Genomic DNA, 18351 nt, shown 5'->3' with positions numbered 1-18351 from the left:
TAACTGTCTTCAGGCGGGTTTGCCGCCTTTGGTTGGCTTTTCGCTTACTGCTTGGCCTTCTTCGCGTATTCCCAGCCCATTTCCGCCATCGGGCGGGCACGCTTGCCGGCGTCGAGCGCCTGCGCGGACGACGCCGTGCCGTCGACCACGCGCTTCATGATGCCCTGCAGGATGCCGGCGATGCGGAACATGCTGAAGGCCAGGTAGAAATTCCAGTCGCCGGTGATGGGGCGGCCGGTGCGCTGCTCGTACAGCTTGCGGTAGCTGGCCTCGTCGGGGATGCCGAGCGCGGCATGGTCCAGGCCCGCGATGCCGCGGAACTGGCCCGGCGCGATGTGCCAGCTCATGCAGTGGTAGCCGAAGTCTCCCATCGGGTGGCCGAGCGTCGACAGCTCCCAGTCCAGCACGGCCAGCACGCGCGGCTCGGTCGGGTGGAACATCAGGTTGTCGAGGCGGTAGTCGCCGTGGACGATGCTGGTCAAGTCGGCGTCTTCCTGCGGGATATGCTGCGGCAGCCAGTCGATCAGCGAATCCATGGCCGGGATCGATTCGGTTTCCGACAGCTTGTACTGCTTGGTCCAGCGTTCGATCTGGCGCTGGAAGTAGTTGCCAGGCTTGCCGTAGTCGCCAAGGCCGATGGCCTGGTAGTCGACGGTATGCATGGCCGCGATCACGCGGTTCATCTCGTCATAAATGGCGGCGCGCTCGGCCGGGCTCATGTCGGGCAGCGACTGGTCCCACAGCACGCGGCCGCTGACGAACTCCATGATGTAGAACGCACGGCCGATTACCGATTCGTCCTCGCACAGCGCGTACATCTTTGCCACCGGCACGTCGGTGCCGGCGAGCGCGGCCATGACGCGGTATTCGCGTTCGATCGCGTGCGCGGACGGCAGCAGCTTGCTCTTGGGGCCGGGCTTCGCGCGCATCACGTAGGTCTGGCCCGGCGTGATGAGCTTGAAGGTCGGGTTGGACTGGCCGCCCTTGAACTGCTCCACGCTCAGCGGGCCGGCAAAGCCTTCCACATGCTGGCGCATCCAGGCTTCCAGTGCCTCGGTGTCGAAACGCTGCTGGTCCGCCACGGGGCGCGTGCCCTCGAAGTGCGATACGTTGCTGCTCATGCTGTCTCCGGTAGTTCTCTGTGGGTATCGGTGATGAAGAAGGGGGTGCCTGCGGTGGGATCAGGCAGCGGGCGGCCGTCCGCGCAGATACTGGTGCAGCAGGACTTCCATCGTTGTGTGGCGAGAGCCGCTGTGCACCGGTGTCGGTGGTGAATAGTTGGTCATGCGCACGACCCAGTCGAGCGGATCGTCGCCCATGTCGAGCACATTGATGCAGCCCGCTGTCTGCAGCAGCGAGCCGAAGAACACGCGCCGGCCGCAGGTGATGGCCTGCGACAGGATCACGCGGTTGGTCGCGCCGTGCAGGACCAGCAGTGCCGTGTCCCAGCCCGGATCATCGCGCAGGCGTTGCAGCGCCGGCAGCACGCGGTCGAGGAAATGGCCAATGGTTTCGCCGTTCAGGAAGCGCTTGTCCTCCGACACTTCGCCCTCGAACGCGCCGACAAAGGCATCGCGAAGGTCTTCGGTGGCAATCGCGGACAGGTCGCCGCCGCGGATCTCGCGGAAGTCGGGCCAGACTTCAGGCGATACGTCCTGCATGTCGGGCAGTTCGGCGAGCACAAGCTCGGCGGTCTCCACGGTGCGGGGCAGGCCGCTGACGATGACGCGGTCGAAGCGGATATTCTCGGCTGCAAAAGCACGTCCTGCGGCGGTGGCCTGCATGCGGCCGGTCTCGTTGAGCGGGACCATCTCGGGCAGCGCCGGGCGGCCGCCTTCATCGAAATATGAAACGGAGCCATGGCGCATCAGGTAGATGCGGCGGCGTGAGGACGGCGGCAATTCCATGCATGTCTCCCTCATGTCAGCAGGCCCGTCTCGCGCGGGCTACTGCGGCGGCACGGTACCGCGCCGCCATGTTCAACGCAATGTTCAGCGGTAGCGCGGCTTGCGCTTTTCCAGGAAGGCGGTGATGCCTTCGCCCCCGTCTGCGTGGTGCAGCGCTGCCACGAAATTGTCGCGCTCGGCCACGAGGTGCTCGCTCAGCGAAGCCGTGCCCGCATGGTTGATCAGGCCCTTGATGCGGCCTACTGCGTGCGGCGACTGCTCGGCGATGCCTTCGGCCAGGCGCAGCGCTTCGGTCAGTGCCTGGCCCGGCGGCACCACGCGGTTGACCAGCCCGAACTGCGCGAGCCTGGCGCCATCCACGGGCTTGCCTTCCATCATCAGTTCGCTGGCCAGCGCACGCGGCAGGGCACGCGCCAGTTCGTACGAACCACCGCCATCTGGCGTCAGGCCAACCTTGACATAGGCCATGACGAACTTGGCGTCGCTCGCGGCGACCACGAAATCGCAGGCCAGCACGACCGAGAAGCCGGCTCCCGCCGCCGCACCTTCCACTGCCGCGATGACCGGCTTGGGGAACGCGTGCAGCGTTTCGATCCAGTGGTTCAGCGTCTCGATGCTTTCGGCCTGCACTTCGCGCGGCTTCGAGCGGTTGCCGAGCAGCCGGTTCAGGTTGCCGCCGGCGCAGAAGATGCCATCGGCACCGGTAATGATGACGGCGCGCACCGAATCATCGCCGGCGGCGGCATTCAGCGCCTCGAACGAGGCGGCGTAGATATCCGGATGCAGCGCATTGCGTGCTTCCGGGTTCGAGATGGTCAGCACCAGCGTCGAATCGACGCGGGACGTAAGCAACTGTGCGGTCATGGGCAGCCTCGGGAAATTGCGGGGGCAGGGGAGCCGAGGCTCCTCAGTTCTCTTCGGTAAGCAGCGACAGGCCGAGACCGGCGCGGCGCCACAGCCACGGGCTCGGGCGGTAGCGCATGTCGCCGGTCAGCGCTTCCATATTGCGCAGCGTTTCCAGCACCAGTTGCGGGCCGACGGCGTCGCCGAGCGCCAGCGGGCCTTTCGGATAGCCGAGACCGAGGTTCACGGCCAGATCGATGTCGGCCGGCGAGGCAATGCGCTGCTGCGCGATATCGCTGGCGATGTTGATGATGCAGCAGAGCACGCGCTGGGCGACGAAACCGGCTGAGTCGCGGATCACCGTGACCGGCACGCCGTCGCTCGCGAACAGGCCGTGCGCGGCGTCGCGCGCGGCGGCGCCAGTGGCGGGCGTGGTCATCAGCGTGCGGCGCTTGGTGGCTTCGAACGGCAGCAGCGTGTCGATGGCCACCGTGCGCGAGGCATCGAGCCCTTGCTGGAGCGCGGTGGTCGTGGCGTCAAGGCCCAGCGGCGTGACGACGATCAGCGCATCGGCCGAAGGCTGGTCGCCGCTCTCGGGCGTCACGCCCAGCGCGCCGAGCAGCCTCGTCACCATGGCATGGCCGCGTTCGCTGGCGCGGCTGACCCACACGCTCGCCGGACGCGCCGACGGGACGGCGGCAACGGTCGGGACCTGCTTCTGGCCGTCGACGTAGCGGTAGAAACCCGCGCCGGCCTTGCGGCCGACCAGCCCGCCGACCGAGCGGATTGCCGTGATCGGCGACGGGCGGTAGCGCGGCTCCTGGTAGAACTGGTTGTAGATCGATTCCATGACCGGGTGCGATACATCGAGCCCCGTCAGGTCCATCAGCTCGAACGGCCCCATGCGGAAGCCGGCCTGCTCGCGCATGATGTTGTCGACATCGACGAACTCGGCCACGCCTTCCTGCGCGACCTTGATACCTTCGATGTTCATGCCGCGGCCGGCATGGTTGACGATAAAGCCCGGCATGTCCTTGCAGCGCACCGGCGTATGGCCCATGCGGCGCGACAGTGCCATCAGCGCATCGCCGACGGCCGGGTTGCCCGACAGGCCATCGATCACTTCGACCACCTTCATCAGCGGCACCGGGTTGAAGAAGTGGTAGCCGACGACGCGGCCCGGTTCCTTCGCACCGACCGCAATCGCGGTGATCGACAGCGACGAGGTGTTCGACGCGATGATCGCGTCAGGACGAAGCACGGCTTCGAGCTTGGCAATGAGGTCGCGCTTCACGTCGAGCCGCTCGACGATCGCCTCCACCACCATGTCGCATCCGGACAGGTCTTCGAGCGCGCCGCACGGCTTTACGCGGGCCAGCGTGGCGTCGGCGTCGGCCGCCGAGATCTTGCCTTTTTCAGCGAGCTTGCCGAGCGTATCCTGCAGATGCTTGCGTGCGGCTTCCACGGCTTGTGGGTTGGCGTCGTACAGGTTGACGGTCAGGCCAGCCTGTGCGGCAATCTGCGCAATACCTCGGCCCATGGCGCCCGTTCCGACGATGCCGAGCGTCTCGATGGTGAAAGTGCTCATTTTTTGTCCCTGAAGTTGTGGTTAAATTAGCACGATCGTACGTTTTTTGCATCTTTCCGGAAATGGCCGGAAGGCAGGCGGCGTGCGCTGATCGGCCAGTCCGGCGGCACCAGAAGACCGGGATGGTTCACAATCGCTACGGACTTGCGTCCGCAAGCGTGGATTCCAACAGGAGAGAGACGACATGCTGAAACTGTGCGGATTTGCCGCCAGCAACTACTACAACAAGGTCAAGCTGGCACTGCTGGAGAAGAATGTGCCGTTCGAGGAGGTGCTGGCCTGGATCGGCGAGACCGACACGACAGCAACGCCGGCCGGCAAGGTGCCCTACATGATCACCGAATCGGGTTCGTTGTGCGAGTCGGAAGTCATCAACGAATACCTGGAAGCCGCTTATCCGCAGACGCCGCTGCTGCCGAGCGATCCGCTGCAGGCTGGCAAGGTGCGCGAGATCGTCACATTCATGGAGCTGTACCTCGAACTGACCGCCCGCGAGCTGTACCCCGAGGCGTTCTTCGGCGGCAAGGTCAGCGATAACGTGAAGGAGCGCCAGCTCAAGCTGCTGACGCGCTACATTCCGGCATTCGCCAAGCTCGCGAAGTTCTCGCCCTTTATCGCGGGCGATACCTTTACGCTGGCCGACTGCGCCGCCGCAGTCCACCTGCCGCTGGTGTCTTCGTGCACGAAGATCATCTACGGCAAGGACCTGTTGGCCGACCTGCCGGTCAAGGAATACCTGAAAACGCTGTCGGAGCGCCCGTCGGTGCAGAAGGTCAATGCCGACCGCAAGGCGAACACCGAGCTGATGCTGAGCCGGAACAAATAAGCGCCGGCCTGTATTGGTACAGCGCGTAAAGCAGAACGCCCGCGGCATGCCGCGGGCGTTCTTGTTTCGGATGCCCCGATTTCAGAGCTTTGCCAGCCGCTCCAACGCCAGCGCCAGCGTCTCCTCCTTCTTGGCGAAGCAGAAGCGCACCACGCCCGATTCACGCGGCTGCGTGTAGAAGGCCGAGACCGGGATCGCCGCCACGCCGATCTCGCGCGTCAGCCACATCGAGAACTCGGCCTCGCTGAGGTCGGAAATCGCGGAGTAGTCCACGCACTGGAAATACGTGCCTTCGGAAGGCAGCAGCTTGAAGCGCGTGTTGGCCAGCCCGGCGCGGAAGTAATCGCGCTTGGCCTGGTAGAACGCGGACAGCTCCAGGTACGGCGCGGGATCGGCCATGTAGTCGGCCAGGCCGTGCTGTACCGGCGTGTTCACGGTGAACACGTTGAACTGGTGGACCTTGCGGAATTCCGCCGACAGCGCCGCGGGCGCGGCCACATAGCCGACCTTCCAGCCCGTCACGTGATACGTCTTGCCGAAGCTCGAAATCACGAAGCTGCGCCGTGCGAGTTCCGGATGGCGCGACACCGACGCATGCGGCTCGCCGTCGTAGACCATGTGCTCGTAGACCTCGTCCGACAGCAGCAGGATGTCGGTGCCAGCCAGCAGTTGGGCCAGCTTGTCCATGTCGGCCGCACGCAGGATCGTCCCGGTTGGGTTGTGCGGCGTGTTGATGAGGATCATCCGCGTACGTGGCGTGATGGCTGCGGCAAGGCGGTCGAACGGCACGCGGAAATCGGGCGCCTCCAGCGTGACCGGCACGGCGGTCGCGCCGGCCAGTTCAATCGCGGGCAGGTAGCTGTCGTAGCAAGGTTCCAGCACGATCACCTCGTCGCCGGGATGCACGGCGCACAGGATCGCGGTCAGGATGCCCTGCGTGGCGCCGGCCGTGACGGTGATCTCGCTTTCCGAGCTATAGCGGTGGCCGTACAGCGTGGCGATCTTGTCGGCGATCGCCTGGCGCAGGCGCGGCACGCCGGCCATCGGCGGATACTGGTTGTGGCCCGTGCGCATGGCGTGGGTCACGGCATCAACGATGCGCGGATCGCAATCGAAGTCGGGGAAGCCCTGGCCCAGGTTGACGGCGTTCTTTTCGGCCGCCAAAGCGGACATCACGGTGAAGATCGTGGTGCCGACGGATGGCAGGCGCGACACGGGCGGAGTCAGCGGGGCGAGGTTGGAGTCAGCGGACATGGGCGACGGTGTAGGGCAAGGGCGGAAAACCGCTTGCCGGGGCGGCAACAGCGGCAATTCTAAAGCGATTCGCGGCGATCAGGCTGCGGCTGCCAGTGCGGCCAGCCACTGGCCGAACGCGGGCGGTGTCATCACTTCGACGCCGCTCGAGCGGCGCAGGCGGCTCCTGAGCTTGAGCACGGCCTTGTCCTTCGACACCAGGCACGCGGCGCGCGAAAAGTGCGCGAGCTCGACGAATTTCTGGTCGTCCGTGTCCTTGCAGCGTGGCAACCGTATGGCGTCGGCGTCTTCCTGCGAAGGCAGCGGCTCCAGCGTGCTGAAGCGGTCCACGGTGGCCAGCGCCGCGTCGATATCGACCGCGAAACGCGCAAATTGCGGATACGCGAGCACGCGGCGCAGTTCTTCGCGGCAGTCGGCGCGGATCACCGGCGCGATGGTGCCGGCTTCAAGCGCTTCGAGGATCGGTCTGGTGTGCGGGTCGCCGAAAACCAGCAGGTCGACCCAGATATTGGAGTCCAGTACCACGCGAGGCGGGTTGCTGACGGCAGAAGTGATGTCGACGAGGCTGGACGCCGAGGCGTCACCGGAAGGCGGGTTGGTCATTCGCTACAATCTTGGCTTTGTGTTTCCCGCAATTTTGCCATGCTCATCGCCCTGTCTCCCGCGAAGTCCCTGGACTACGAGACGCCTGCGCGCATCAAGACCCATACGCTGCCGCGTTTCATCGAACGTTCGGCGGTGCTGATCGAACGCCTGCGCAAGCTCGCGCCGCAGGATGTCGGCGCGCTGATGGACATCTCCGACAAGCTCGCCGTGCTCAACGTCACGCGTTATGCAGAGTGGTCGGAGACCTTTACCGCCGCCAACAGCAAGCAGGCGGTGCTGGCCTTCAATGGCGACGTGTACGACGGCTTCGATGCAAAGAGCCTGTCGGCCGATGACCTCGGCTTTGCGCAGAAGCACGTGCGCATCCTGTCCGGCCTGTACGGCGTGCTGCGCCCGATGGACTGGATGCAGCCTTACCGACTGGAGATGGGCACGCGACTCGATAACGTTGCGGGCAAGGATCTCTATGCATTCTGGGGCGACGACGTGACGCGCCTGCTCAACGACGACATGGCCGGACTCAAGCACGAAGGCGCGCCGACGCTTGTCAATCTCGCCTCGGAAGAGTATTTCAAGGTGGTGCGTCCGAAGGTGCTGAACGCGCGCATCATCACGCCGGTGTTCGAGGACTGGAAGGGCGGCCGTTACAAGATCATCTCGTTCCATGCCAAGCGTGCGCGTGGCACCATGGCGCGCTATGCGGTCACGCATCGCGTCACGGAGCCCGCTGCGCTCAAGCGCTTTGCGGAAGACGGCTACGCCTTCGATGCCGCCGCTTCCGACGACGGCCGCTGGGTGTTCCGCCGCCGCCTCGAAGACTGAACCCTGCCACGGAGCTGCCCGACATGACTTCAGGCCTGCATATTTCCACCAGTTTCGATTCGGGCGCGATCGAGGTCGAAGCGCTCGATCATGCCGACGATATCCGCCTGCGCATTCGTGCCGATTCGCACGCGGACTTCCGCCAGTGGTTCCATTTCCGGCTGCAAGGCGCTGCAGGGCAGGCGTGCCGGCTGCAGTTCCTCAACGCGGGGGACTGCACGTATCCGGACGGCTGGCGCGACTACCGCGCGGTGGCCTCGTACGATCGCGCGAACTGGTTCCGTGTGCCGACGCGCTTTGACGGGCAGGTGCTGACGGTCGAGTTCACGCCGGAGCATGACAGCGTATGGCTGGCGTACTTCGAGCCTTATCCCGAAGAGCGTCACCTGTCGTTGCTGGCGACCTGCCAGCGCTCGCCGCTCGCAAAGCTATCGCACCTGGGCAGCACGGTCGATGGCCGCGACATGACGCGCGTCACGGTGGGCCAGCCCGGCCCCGGCAAGAAGACCATCTGGATGATTGCGCGCCAGCATCCCGGCGAAAGCATGGCCGAGTGGTTCTGCGAAGGCGTGCTCCAGCGCCTGACCGGCACCGGCATGTGGGCGCACGACCCGGTCGCGCGCAAGCTGCTCGAGCACGCCGTGTTCCATATCGTGCCGAACATGAACCCGGACGGCTCGGCGCGCGGCAACCTGCGCACCAACGCCGCCGGCGCCAACCTGAACCGCGAGTGGATGACGCCGAGCCCGGAGACAAGCCCTGAAGTCTGGTACGTGCGCCGCGCGATCGAGGCGACGGGCTGCGACCTGTTCTTCGACATCCATGGCGACGAAGGCCTGCCCTACAACTTCGTCGCGGGCAGCGAGATGCTGCCGAGCTTCACCGAGAACCAGCGCGAGCAGCAGGCGCGCTTCATCGAAGCCTTCAAGCGTGTCACGCCGGACTTCCAGGACGTGCATGGCTATGCCGCGAGCAAGTACAACGCCGATGCGCTCAAGCTCGCGTCGAAGTACATCGGCCACACGTTTGGCTGCCTGTCGCTGACGCTGGAGATGCCGTTCAAGGACAACGCCGACCTGCCCGATGCCACGGTGGGCTGGAACGGCGCGCGCAGCGCGCTGCTCGGCACGGCGATGGTGGAGGCGATCCTGGATTTCCTCGGCTAAGCCTGGCCGCAGCGAGCGACAAAGGCCCGCCAATATGGCGGGCCTTTTTGCATGGGTTTGCTCAAGGTGCTTACTGCTTCTTCTTGCTCGTGCTCTTGCCGGACGATTTGGAGGAGGACGAAGACGAAGCCTTGGCCGATGACTTGCCCGACGTACTGCTCTTCGCCGAAGCCGTCGAGGTGCTCTTGGACTTGCTGCCCTTCGCCCCCTTCTTGCTGCTCTTGCTGGACGAGGCGTGGCTGGATGTCGCGACGGCTGGCGCCGCTGCCGGTTCCGCGATGGTCGCGCCGCTGCTGTCGAGCAGTTCGTACGCGAGCATCATGCCGTCGTCGTAGCCGCAGCGTACCTTGACAGGCTGCCATTGCTCTTCGCCACGGCGCTTGTGGGCCATTGCGGAGAATGTCACCACCGAACTCACCGGCACGGATTGCTTGCCCTGCGAGAAACGGCCGCTCCACGGTTCCACCGTGGCCTGGCCGGCGCCAAGCGCGCCGGTGGGGATCTTGAGCGCGTCGTACGTGGCCGAGCGGGGCAGGACCCAGCTTGCGTGGGCCGCGCAGTCGGCGACGTCGCTGGTGGCGCCCTCGGATTTCATCAGCTGGTCGCGCATCTTGGCGCGGTACTCGGCAAGGCTGACGCGCCCGCGGTCGGGCAGGGTGATGGTCTTGGTCGGTTCGGAGGCGGGCGTTGCCGGGGCTGCGGGCGCGGGGCGGGCAGGGGCGGCAGGGGTCGCGGACTGGCTGGCGGCATCGGTGCCATCAGCCGGCGTATTGGCGCAGCCCGCCAGCACCAACGCACCGGTTACTGCGGCGGCCAGCATGCTGAGGTGGCTGCCGATCAGTCGGGAGATTCGTCGGATCACGGTGTCTGTCTTGCCATTCCGGCAAGCATGGGTTCGCAAAGGATTGCCATGATAGAGGAAACCTATCTTGCAAAGTTCCTAAACTTTGTTACCCATTCTTTTAACGCACGAATGACCCGCGGGCATTAACAGAAAGCCCCTGTGTTGTGCAACCGAGATGAACCCGGATGCAGTGCGCTGCATCCGGGATCCCTTCTGCCGCGGCTCAGCGCAGCGCGCGAGCGGGCATGGAGCGCGTGAACTTTAGCAGTTCATCGAGCAGGGTGTTGAGGTCGTGCCGTAGCTTGGCAAAGCCGGCCGTGTGAGTCAGGCCCGCTTCATCCATGTAGAGCTTGCGGTTGATCTCGAGCTGCAGGCTGTGGCGGCCAGTCTGCGGCTGGCCGACCACGCGCACGATTTCCACGCCCTTGTACGGGTGGTTGCGCCAGACTTCGTAGCCCATGTCCTTGAGCACGCCTTCGACACGGTCGGTGAAGCGCTTGTCGCATGTCGTGCCGTCACGGTCGCCGACGACGAAATCGGGGTGTTGAAGCCCCGGGAATTCCGTCGCGTACTGAGCCGCCTGGCTCGGCATCGAATGGCAGTTGATGTGCCACGCCGCGCCATGTTCGGCCACGGCGCGATCGCCGAGCTTCTGCAGCTGTGCGTAGTAGGGCAGGTAGCAGCGGTCGATGCGCGACTGCACTTCCTCTACGCTCAGCTTGCGGTCGTAGATCGCCTCGCCGGTGTCGAGCACGCGCCAGACCAGGCCCTTGCCCAGTCGGGTCTTGGCGGTATCCTGCTTCGCGCCGGGCCACGGCGCGTCGAGCAGCGCTTCATCGATTTCCTCGAGTCCGCGGTTGGCGTCCAGGTAGCTGCGCGGGAAGCCCGCGCACAGCAGCGGAATGCCGCGCGAGGGGGCGCCGGCGTAGAGCTCGTCGACAAAGGTGTCTTCGGCCTGTCGCAGCAGCGGCAGGGGCAGGCTCGGGGCCGGGCGGAAGTCCGTCGGGTACGTGGTAGCGCTGTGCGGCGAGTCAAGGAACAGCGCGCTTACCGGGCCTTCCGGCTGGTAAAGCTGGTACGGACTGTCCGCGCTCTTTCGGTCTGCTTCGGTCATGGTGCTGCGGCAATCAGTCGAGGGAGATCTTGGCTGCGGCGGCGACGCGCTTGTTCTTGGCCACTTCCGTCTTGATCTGCGCGGCAAACTGCGCAGGCGTGTTGCCCACCGGCGTGGCGCCCAGCTTTTCCAGTTTAGCCTTCACCTCGGGCAACGCCAGCACCTTGATGGCAGCCGCATTCAGCTTGTTCTGCAGGTCAGCAGGAAGATTCGCCGGGGCGATCAGGCCGAACCATGCAGCGTCGTTGACTTCGGGCAGGCCCAGTTCGGCGAACGTCGGCACGTTGGGCAGTGCGGCAACGCGCTTGGGTGCAGCCACGGCCAGCGCGCGCAGCTTGCCGCCTTCGATAAACGGCAGCGACGACGGCAGGTTGTCGAACAGCACCTGGACCTGGCCGGCCAGCGCGTCGTTCAGCGCCGGGCCCACGCCTTTGTACGGCACATGCAGCAGTTCGGTCTTGCTGCTCATCTTGAACAGCTCGCCCATCATGTGCGACACGCTGCCATTGCCGGCCGAGCCGTACGCGAGCTTGTTGGGCTGGGAATGCGCCAGCGCGATGAACGACTTCATGTCGGTGGCCTTCACCGACGGGTGGATGCTCATCACGTTGGGCACCGAGGCCAGGTTCGTGATGGTCGTGAAGTCCTTGGTGGCGTCATAGGACAGCCGCGGGTACACCGCCGGGTTGATGCCATGCGTCGAGGCCGTGGCAATGCCGAGCGTGTAGCCGTCCGGCGCCGCCTTGGCGAGGTAGGCGGTACCGATGCTGCCGCCCGCGCCGCCGCGGTTGTCCACGACCACGGCCTGGCCCAGTTGCTGGCCGAGCTTGTCGGCGACGATGCGCGCCACGATATCGGTCGTGCCGCCGGCCGGGAACGGCACCACCAGCGTGATCGGCTTGGTCGGGTAGTTGGACTGGGCGGCGGCAGGCAGCGCGGCGCCAGCGGCAATGGCAGCCGAGGCTGCGGCGAGAACGCGGAGAAGTTGTCGACGTTGCATGATTCTTGCGGAGCAGGAGGGATCGGAATGGAGAGAAAAGCGGTTTCCCCGATTCTGCTCGCGCCGGCAAGATGCCGGCAAACGAAATAAAATCGCACGGTCATTCCATTTGGTCGTGAAATTGAGGTGATGTATGCGGCGCATGATGCCGTCGATGACCGAATTGCAGGCCTTTGAAGCGTCGGCCAGGCACAGCAGCTTTACCGCGGCCGCGCGGGACCTGCATGTGACGCAGGGTGCAGTCAGCAAGCAGGTGCGCAGCCTGGAGTCGCTGCTCGGTGTGGAGTTGTTCGAACGCGTGCGCCAGCGGCTGGTACTGACGCCGGCCGGCGTGCGCTATCTGGAACGCGTCCGGCCCACACTCGACGAGATCGAGGCGGCCACGGTAGAGGCAGCGGGCCGCGAACAACAGGCGGGGACGCTGCATATCGCGAGCATGCCGACGCTCGGCGCCAAATGGCTGATCCCGCGTTTGCCCCAGTTCTTTGCGCGGCATCCCGAAGTCCGGCTCGAGTTCGTCCCGCACGCGCAGGGCTATGTCTTTGCCGAGCCCGAACTGGACGCGGCGATCCGCTTTGGCGTGGGAATCTGGCCCGGGAGCCAGGCCGACTACATGATCGGCCGGGAAATCGTGCCCGTGTGCCGGCCGGCTTTGCTGGCGGCCCATCCGGGCGGCGTAGTCAGCACGCCCGCAGCGTTGCAGCAATATCCCTTGCTGCACCACACGACAGTGCCCGAAGCCTGGCCCGACTGGTTCGCCGAACTCGGCGTGCCGACGCGCGACGCCTGGGCCGGAGCCCGCTTCGACCAGTTCTCGCTGCTCACGCAGGCGGCGCTGTCCGGTCTTGGTATTGCGCTGATCCCGCGTTGCCTGATCGAGGAAGAACTGGCTACCGGCGCGCTGGTGGTCGCCCACCCGGCACGCGTGCTCAGCAACAAAGGCTATTACCTGTGCTACCCGGAGCACAAGCAACATCTGCCTGCCTTGCAGACCTTCCGTGCGTGGCTGATGGAGGGCACTGACACGCGCGGCTGACTTTGTTGCCTCGCGGCCGCAACAGACAGGGTTTGCCGCCATATTCGCGCGCCCGAGCCGTCGCGGACACTGCCTCGCGAAAAAGGAACAGAGGCGGGGTCAATCGATGGATCGCAGGCAGTTTGTATGGACGGCAGCAGCGCTTGGCGCAGCCGCTGTGGCAAGGCGCGCGCGGGCGGCGGGAGCGGCACCAGGCGTCTATCCGGACCGTATCGTGTTTGGGCAGACCATCGGCTTCGAAAGCGTGTGGGGCGGTCCTTACCGTAACTACACGGACGGCCTTCTCACGTACTTCAACCATGTCAACGCGAAGGGCGGCGTCAACGGCCGGCGGCTGATCGTAAAACGGCGCGAGGACCACTATGCGCCGGAGAACACCGTTGCCAATGTGCAGGCATTCCTGCAGGACGAGGTCTTTGGCCTGCTCTGCATGGGCGGCACGGCGAACGTACTCGCGGCATTGCCGCTGATCGAGCAGCACCGGCTGCCCGTGGTGGGGGCATTCACGGGCGCGCCGGACGTACGCAAGGATTCCGCGCCGCTGTTCCATACGCGGAGCGGATTTGTCGACGAGGTGATGCGCATGGTCCAGCATGCGACCACCATCGGTCTCAAGCGAATCGCGGTGGTTTATCAGGACAACCTGTTCGGCAAGGTGAATGCCGAAGCAGCGGCCGATGCGGCGCGCAAATATGGCGGCGTGATTGCCGCGATGGTGCCCCACAGCGTGCAGGGCGAGGATATTCCGGCAGTCGTGGCGAAGCTGCAGGCGGCCAGGGCGCAGACCACGCTGTTGTTCACGGCACCGCAATGGGTGGCGGACATCCTGACCACCCACCATTCCCGGCACGGCCCGCTGCCGCATCCGTGGATTCTCTCTGTCACCTCGACGAAGCAGGTGTTCGAGAAGGCTGGCGAACTATCGCGCGGGGTGGCTGTGACACAGATCATGCCGAACCCCGCTTCGCGCGTGGTGCCGCTGGCGCGCGACTTCCAGGAGACGTTCGACAGGGCGGGCGTGACGGAAAACCGTACCTATGAGGCCGTGGAAGGCTTCCTGACCGCGAAGGTGGTCGTGGAAGGATTGCTAGCGTGCGGACCGAATCCCACGCGCGAACTGTTCATCAGCAAGCTCGAGGCATTCGGCAAGCGGGAGTTCGGCGGCTTGCGCGTGCACTATGAACGCAACCGGCACAGCGGCCCGGACTACGTCGAGGTGGCGATGATCGGCAGCGGCGGCCGAATCATCAGCTGAAAGGAAAAGAGGCGCCCATGCGGCGCCTCTCGGATGGCTTCCCTTACTTCGACAACACTTTCATCGCCGATTCCAGCCCCGCCAGCGTGACCGGGTACATGCGTCCCTTCATCAGCTGGTTGATGACCGTGATCGACTGCCGGTATTGCCACAGGCCTTCCGGTTCCGGATTGAGCCAGACGAAGTGCGGGAACTGCTCGGTCACGCGGTTCAGCCACACGGAGCCGGCCTCGGTGTTGTTGTATTCGACCGAGCCGCCGGGCTGCAGGATCTCGTACGGACTCATCGTCGCATCGCCGACGAAGATGACCTTGTAGTCGGGCGTGTACTTGTGCAGCAGATCCCACGTATTGAGCTTTTCGGCATGGCGGCGCCGGTTGTTGCGCCACACGTGGTCGTACAGGCAGTTGTGGAAGTAGTAGTACTCGAGGTGCTTGAACTCGGTCTTGGTCGCGGAGAACAGTTCCTCCACGCGCTTGATGTGGTCGTCCATCGAGCCGCCCACGTCCATCAGCATCAGCACCTTGACCTTGTTGTGGCGCTCGGGCCGCAGCTTGATGTCGAGCAGGCCGGCATTGGCCGCGGTGGAGTGGATGGTGTCGTCGAGATCCAGTTCGGTGTCGGCGCCATCGCGCGCGAAACGGCGCAGGCGGCGCAGCGCTACCTTGATGTTGCGCGTGCCCAGTTCGACCTGGTCGTCATAGTCCTTGTAGGTGCGCGCGTCCCACACCTTGATCGCGGTGCGGTTGCCCTTGGACGGCCCGCCGATGCGGATGCCCTCGGGGTTGTAGCCGCCGTGCCCGAACGGCGAGGTGCCGCCCGTGCCGATCCACTTGTTGCCGCCCTCGTGCTTTTCCTTTTGCTCTTCGAGCAGTTGCTTCAGGCGTTCCATGAGCTTGTCGAGGCCGCCCATGGCTTCGATCTTGGCTTTTTCCTCGGGCGACAGCTCGCGCTCGAGCGTCTTCTGCAGCCAGTCGAGCGGAATATCGGACTTCCAGTCGACCAGGCTTTCCACGCCCTTGAAGTACGCGCCGAAGGTCTGGTCGAACTTGTCGAAGTGCTTCTCGTCCTTGACCAGCGTCATGCGCGACAGGTAGTAGAACTCGTCGATCGACGGCGTGATGATCTGAGCCTTGAGCGCCTCCAGCATGGTCAGGTATTCCTTGACCGAGACCGGCAGCTTGGCGTGGCGCAGCGAGAAGAAGAAGTCGATCAGCATGATGCCTCGCGATCAGTGTCAGCAGGCGGTGCGCATCAGCGCGGCCGCTCGAGCTGGAATTGCAGGTGGTTGCGCACCGTGGGCCATTCGCTGGCGATGATCGAGAACACCACGGTGTCGCGCAGCGAGCCGTCCGGCATGCGCATGTGGTTGCGCAGCACGCCGTCCTGTTTCGCGCCCAGGCGCGCAATGGCCGTACGGCTCTGGTGGTTCATCCAGTGCGTGCGGAACTCCACGGCGATGCATTCGAGCTGCTCGAACGCATGGCGCAGCAGCATCAGCTTGCACTCGGTGTTCAGCGGCGTGCGTTGAACACGTTGCGCGTACCACGTGGAGCCGATCTCGACGCGCCGGTTGGCAGCGTCGATGTTCATGTACGTCGTCATGCCGGCCAGTTGGCCGTTCGCATCGCGCACTGCGAACGGCTGCATCGAACCTTGCTCTTGCAGGCCCAGGCGCCGCGCGATTTCGGCTTCCATGCGTTCGGGCGCCGGCACGCTCGTGTACCAGAGCTTCCACAGGTCGCCGTCGGCAGCTGCGGCACGCAGGCCTTCCGCATGCTCGGGCCGGAGCGGCTCGAGCGTGGCGTGACGGCCTGACAGCGTGACGGGCTGGATGAAGTCGCTCATCAGCGGTTCGACCGGTTCATGAACACCAGGCGCTCGAACAGGTGCACGTCCTGCTCGTTCTTGAGCAGCGCGCCATGCAGCGGCGGGATTGCGGCCTTCTTGTCCGGGCTCTTCAGCGCCTCGGGCGGGATGTCCTCGGCCATCAGCAGCTTGAGCCAGTCGATCAGTTCCGAGGTCGACGGCTTCTTCTTCAGGCCCGGCAGGTTGCGCATCTCGTAGAACGATTCCAGTGCTGCCGCCACCAGTTCGCGCTTGATGCCGGGGTAGTGCACGTCAACGATGCGCTGCATGGTCTCGGCATCGGGGAACTTGATGTAGTGGAAGAAGCAGCGGCGCAGGAACGCGTCGGGCAGTTCCTTCTCGTTATTCGACGTGATGATCACCAGCGGGCGGTGCTTGGCCTTCACGAGTTCGCGCGTCTCGTAGACGTAGAACTCCATGCGGTCGAGTTCGCGCAGCAGGTCGTTCGGGAATTCGATGTCGGCCTTGTCGATCTCGTCGATCAGCAGCACGAGCTGCTGGTCGGCTTCGAAGGCCTGCCACAGCACGCCCTTGACGATGTAGTTGCGGATGTCATGCACGCGGTCGTCGCCAAGCTGCGAATCGCGCAGGCGCGACACGGCGTCGTACTCGTACAGGCCCTGCTGCGCCTTGGTGGTCGACTTGATGTGCCACTGCAGCAGCGGCATGCCCAGCGCGGCGGCCACTTCCTCGGCCAGCATGGTCTTGCCCGTGCCGGGCTCGCCCTTGATCAGCAGCGGACGCTGCAGCGTGCGCGCGGCGTTGACGGCCAGCTTGAGGTCGTCGGTGGCGACATACTGGTCACTACCTTCGAATTTGACCTGCTGGGAGGAGGCTTGGGCGGAAGCGTTGGCGGTGTTGGACATGAGGCAACCTGAGGTGACGGCCGGCACCCGGCTGGATGAAGCCGGGTCGGCGCATTGAGCGCAGTCTCTTCGCGCTGTGACGCGTGCTTTCATTATGGAAACCGGATTCGCGAACGGTCGTTCGGATTCCCTGAATGGTCGAGTATAAAAGACCTTTGCGGTTCGTGTTGGGAGACGCTGACATCGTGGCCGCGCGCGGGCCCGTTGGCTGGACTGCCAGGTGCCGCCTGCTGTACAATGCGGCGGTTTGACGCGCCCCCACGTCCAGTTCTCCAGTATCCGGCAGTCCGCGTTCAGAAGCACCTGCGGCCCGTCCGGGTCGCGGCGATTGCGAGAGGTGGTTCCAGAATGGTGTTCCACATCCCGGCAACGAACCGGATGCGACAGTCTGGCGGATTGCTCCCTGGTCGCCACTGGCTGCCAGGCTTCCCCCAGAAGCATTCTGAGACCGTCTCCGCCCGGCAGGGCAGGTCACGCACGGTTTAACTTCCAATCCGCAAAGACAATGAAAAAGCTCCTCACGATGGTGGTGCTGGGCGCGGCTGCAACGGCCGCACAGGCACAGGAAGTCAAGGGCAATGGAGACGCTGCCAAGGACAAGGTTGCAATGTGCATCGGATGCCACGGCATTCCGGGCTACCGTGCGTCGTTCCCCGAAGTCTATGAAGTGCCGATGCTGGGCGGCCAGAGCGCCAAGTACATCGAAAATGCGCTGAAGTCCTACCAGAAGGGCGACCGCAAGCACCCGACCATGCGCGGCATCGCCGCCTCGCTGACCGACCAGGACATCGCCGACGTGGCTGCCTACTACTCGCAGCAGAAGGGCGGCTCGCAGAACAATTCCCTCAAGTAAGAGACACCGGATCATGAAGACGCTTCAGACGCTTTCGTTCGCGATTGGCGCACTCGTGCTGGGTGCCTCCGCTGCCACCGCCTCGGCGGCCGACCTCGCCGCCGGCAAGGTGCTCGTGGAAAAGGGCAACTGCGTGGCCTGTCATGGCCAGGGCATGAACGCCCCGATCTCGCCGGACTATCCGAAGCTGGCCGGCCAGCATGCGGACTATCTCTACCACGCGCTGCTGTCGTACCAGGTTTCGGGCGTGCCGCAAGTGGGCCGCTCCAACGCGATCATGGCCGGCCAGGTCAATGCCAACCCGGCCGTCACGGGCAAGGATGGCAAGCCGCGTCCGTTCACGCGCAAGGAGCTGAAGGACATCGCCGCGTATATCGAATCGCTGCCGGGCGACCTGGTGCTGAAGAAGTAAGCTGCACGCAGGGCAGGCAACAAAAAACCGCTTCAATATGAAGCGGTTTTTTGTTTTGCGGTGTACGCGAGGCATTGCCCCGCGTCTTGT

At 64.8% G+C, this 18351-nt stretch carries 19 protein-coding genes; 7 read left to right on the top strand and 12 right to left on the bottom strand.

Annotation, left to right across the window (positions count from 1 at the left end):
• Nucleotides 1–44 precede the first annotated feature (44 nt).
• From KHO41_RS01345 to KHO41_RS01330, 4 genes are all read right to left on the bottom strand, one after another.
• Entirely contained in the window at nt 45–1121 is a 1077-nt protein-coding gene (locus KHO41_RS01345; protein ID WP_211951510.1) for a phosphotransferase, read from the bottom strand.
• 60 nt (nt 1122–1181) lie between these two features.
• A complete protein-coding gene (locus KHO41_RS01340; RefSeq protein ID WP_211951509.1) occupies nt 1182–1907 on the bottom strand; it encodes a histidine phosphatase family protein in 726 nt (241 codons plus the stop codon).
• Between the two features lie 84 nt (nt 1908–1991).
• Complete coding sequence (locus KHO41_RS01335) at nt 1992–2771, bottom strand: oxepin-CoA hydrolase, alternative type (RefSeq protein WP_211951508.1); 780 nt, start codon at nt 2769–2771, stop codon at nt 1992–1994.
• A 43-nt stretch (nt 2772–2814) separates the two neighbouring features.
• Nucleotides 2815–4338 (bottom strand): 3-hydroxyacyl-CoA dehydrogenase, encoded by a 1524-nt coding sequence (locus tag KHO41_RS01330; protein WP_211951507.1) that lies wholly within the window; start codon nt 4336–4338, stop codon nt 2815–2817.
• Nucleotides 4339–4522: 184 nt separating this feature from the next.
• Here KHO41_RS01330 and KHO41_RS01325 point away from each other — a divergent pair, with 184 nt between their 5' ends.
• On the top strand, nt 4523–5164 hold the full coding sequence (locus KHO41_RS01325) for a glutathione S-transferase (protein WP_211951506.1): 642 nt from the start codon (nt 4523–4525) through the stop codon (nt 5162–5164).
• Between the two features lie 81 nt (nt 5165–5245).
• Here the strand turns inward: KHO41_RS01325 and KHO41_RS01320 are convergent, their stop codons facing one another.
• Both KHO41_RS01320 and KHO41_RS01315 read right to left on the bottom strand, forming a co-directional pair.
• Nucleotides 5246–6418: a pyridoxal phosphate-dependent aminotransferase gene (locus KHO41_RS01320; RefSeq protein ID WP_211951505.1), complete on the bottom strand. Its 1173-nt coding sequence runs from the start codon at nt 6416–6418 to the stop codon at nt 5246–5248.
• A gap of 78 nt (nt 6419–6496) precedes the next feature.
• Nucleotides 6497–7021: a putative toxin-antitoxin system toxin component, PIN family gene (locus KHO41_RS01315; protein WP_211951504.1), complete on the bottom strand. Its 525-nt coding sequence runs from the start codon at nt 7019–7021 to the stop codon at nt 6497–6499.
• A gap of 39 nt (nt 7022–7060) precedes the next feature.
• Between KHO41_RS01315 and yaaA the strand changes: the two genes are divergently transcribed.
• The gene (gene yaaA, locus KHO41_RS01310) at nt 7061–7846 is read left to right on the top strand and encodes a peroxide stress protein YaaA (protein WP_211951503.1); all 786 of its coding nucleotides are present in this window, start codon (nt 7061–7063) and stop codon (nt 7844–7846) included.
• Nucleotides 7847–7869: 23 nt separating this feature from the next.
• Nucleotides 7870–9012 (top strand): M14 family metallopeptidase, encoded by a 1143-nt coding sequence (locus KHO41_RS01305; RefSeq protein WP_211951502.1) that lies wholly within the window; start codon nt 7870–7872, stop codon nt 9010–9012.
• A gap of 70 nt (nt 9013–9082) precedes the next feature.
• On the opposite strand, the gene KHO41_RS01300 is transcribed toward KHO41_RS01305, so the two are convergent.
• The 3 genes from KHO41_RS01300 to KHO41_RS01290 form a co-directional block, all read right to left on the bottom strand.
• Complete coding sequence (locus KHO41_RS01300; protein WP_368013929.1) at nt 9083–9874, bottom strand: BspC domain-containing protein; 792 nt, start codon at nt 9872–9874, stop codon at nt 9083–9085.
• Between the two features lie 205 nt (nt 9875–10079).
• Nucleotides 10080–10970, bottom strand: coding sequence for an N-formylglutamate amidohydrolase (locus KHO41_RS01295; RefSeq protein WP_211951501.1), 891 nt, complete (start codon nt 10968–10970; stop codon nt 10080–10082).
• Nucleotides 10971–10983: 13 nt separating this feature from the next.
• Complete coding sequence (locus tag KHO41_RS01290) at nt 10984–11970, bottom strand: tripartite tricarboxylate transporter substrate binding protein BugE (RefSeq protein ID WP_211951500.1); 987 nt, start codon at nt 11968–11970, stop codon at nt 10984–10986.
• Nucleotides 11971–12103: 133 nt separating this feature from the next.
• Here KHO41_RS01290 and KHO41_RS01285 point away from each other — a divergent pair, with 133 nt between their 5' ends.
• The gene (locus KHO41_RS01285; protein ID WP_211951499.1) at nt 12104–13006 is read left to right on the top strand and encodes a LysR family transcriptional regulator; all 903 of its coding nucleotides are present in this window, start codon (nt 12104–12106) and stop codon (nt 13004–13006) included.
• Nucleotides 13007–13112: 106 nt separating this feature from the next.
• The gene (locus KHO41_RS01280) at nt 13113–14261 is read left to right on the top strand and encodes an ABC transporter substrate-binding protein (protein ID WP_211951498.1); all 1149 of its coding nucleotides are present in this window, start codon (nt 13113–13115) and stop codon (nt 14259–14261) included.
• Nucleotides 14262–14304: 43 nt separating this feature from the next.
• Here KHO41_RS01280 and KHO41_RS01275 read toward each other — a convergent pair whose 3' ends face one another.
• Genes KHO41_RS01275 through KHO41_RS01265 form a run of 3 tightly spaced genes read right to left on the bottom strand, consistent with a single transcriptional unit; the run spans nt 14305 to nt 16996 of the window.
• Nucleotides 14305–15480 carry a vWA domain-containing protein gene (locus KHO41_RS01275; RefSeq protein ID WP_211951497.1) on the bottom strand — a complete coding sequence of 392 codons (1176 nt, stop codon included), beginning with the start codon at nt 15478–15480 and terminating at the stop codon, nt 14305–14307.
• Between the two features lie 35 nt (nt 15481–15515).
• Nucleotides 15516–16109 (bottom strand): GNAT family N-acetyltransferase, encoded by a 594-nt coding sequence (locus tag KHO41_RS01270; protein WP_211951496.1) that lies wholly within the window; start codon nt 16107–16109, stop codon nt 15516–15518.
• Nucleotides 16109–16996 carry an AAA family ATPase gene (locus tag KHO41_RS01265; protein WP_211951495.1) on the bottom strand — a complete coding sequence of 296 codons (888 nt, stop codon included), beginning with the start codon at nt 16994–16996 and terminating at the stop codon, nt 16109–16111. The genes KHO41_RS01270 and KHO41_RS01265 overlap by 1 nt, the downstream gene beginning before the upstream one ends.
• 505 nt (nt 16997–17501) lie before the next feature.
• Here KHO41_RS01265 and KHO41_RS01260 point away from each other — a divergent pair.
• Both KHO41_RS01260 and KHO41_RS01255 read left to right on the top strand, forming a co-directional pair.
• Nucleotides 17502–17849: a c-type cytochrome gene (locus tag KHO41_RS01260; protein WP_211951494.1), complete on the top strand. Its 348-nt coding sequence runs from the start codon at nt 17502–17504 to the stop codon at nt 17847–17849.
• Nucleotides 17850–17862: 13 nt separating this feature from the next.
• Nucleotides 17863–18261, top strand: a complete 399-nt coding sequence (locus KHO41_RS01255; RefSeq protein WP_211951493.1) for a c-type cytochrome — start codon at nt 17863–17865, stop codon at nt 18259–18261.
• Nucleotides 18262–18351 lie beyond the last annotated feature (90 nt).

This window comes from Cupriavidus numazuensis, assembly GCF_905397435.1.
Taxonomy (GTDB): Bacteria; Pseudomonadota; Gammaproteobacteria; order Burkholderiales; family Burkholderiaceae; genus Cupriavidus; species Cupriavidus numazuensis.
This window is presented reverse-complemented; position numbering and strand designations above follow the sequence as displayed.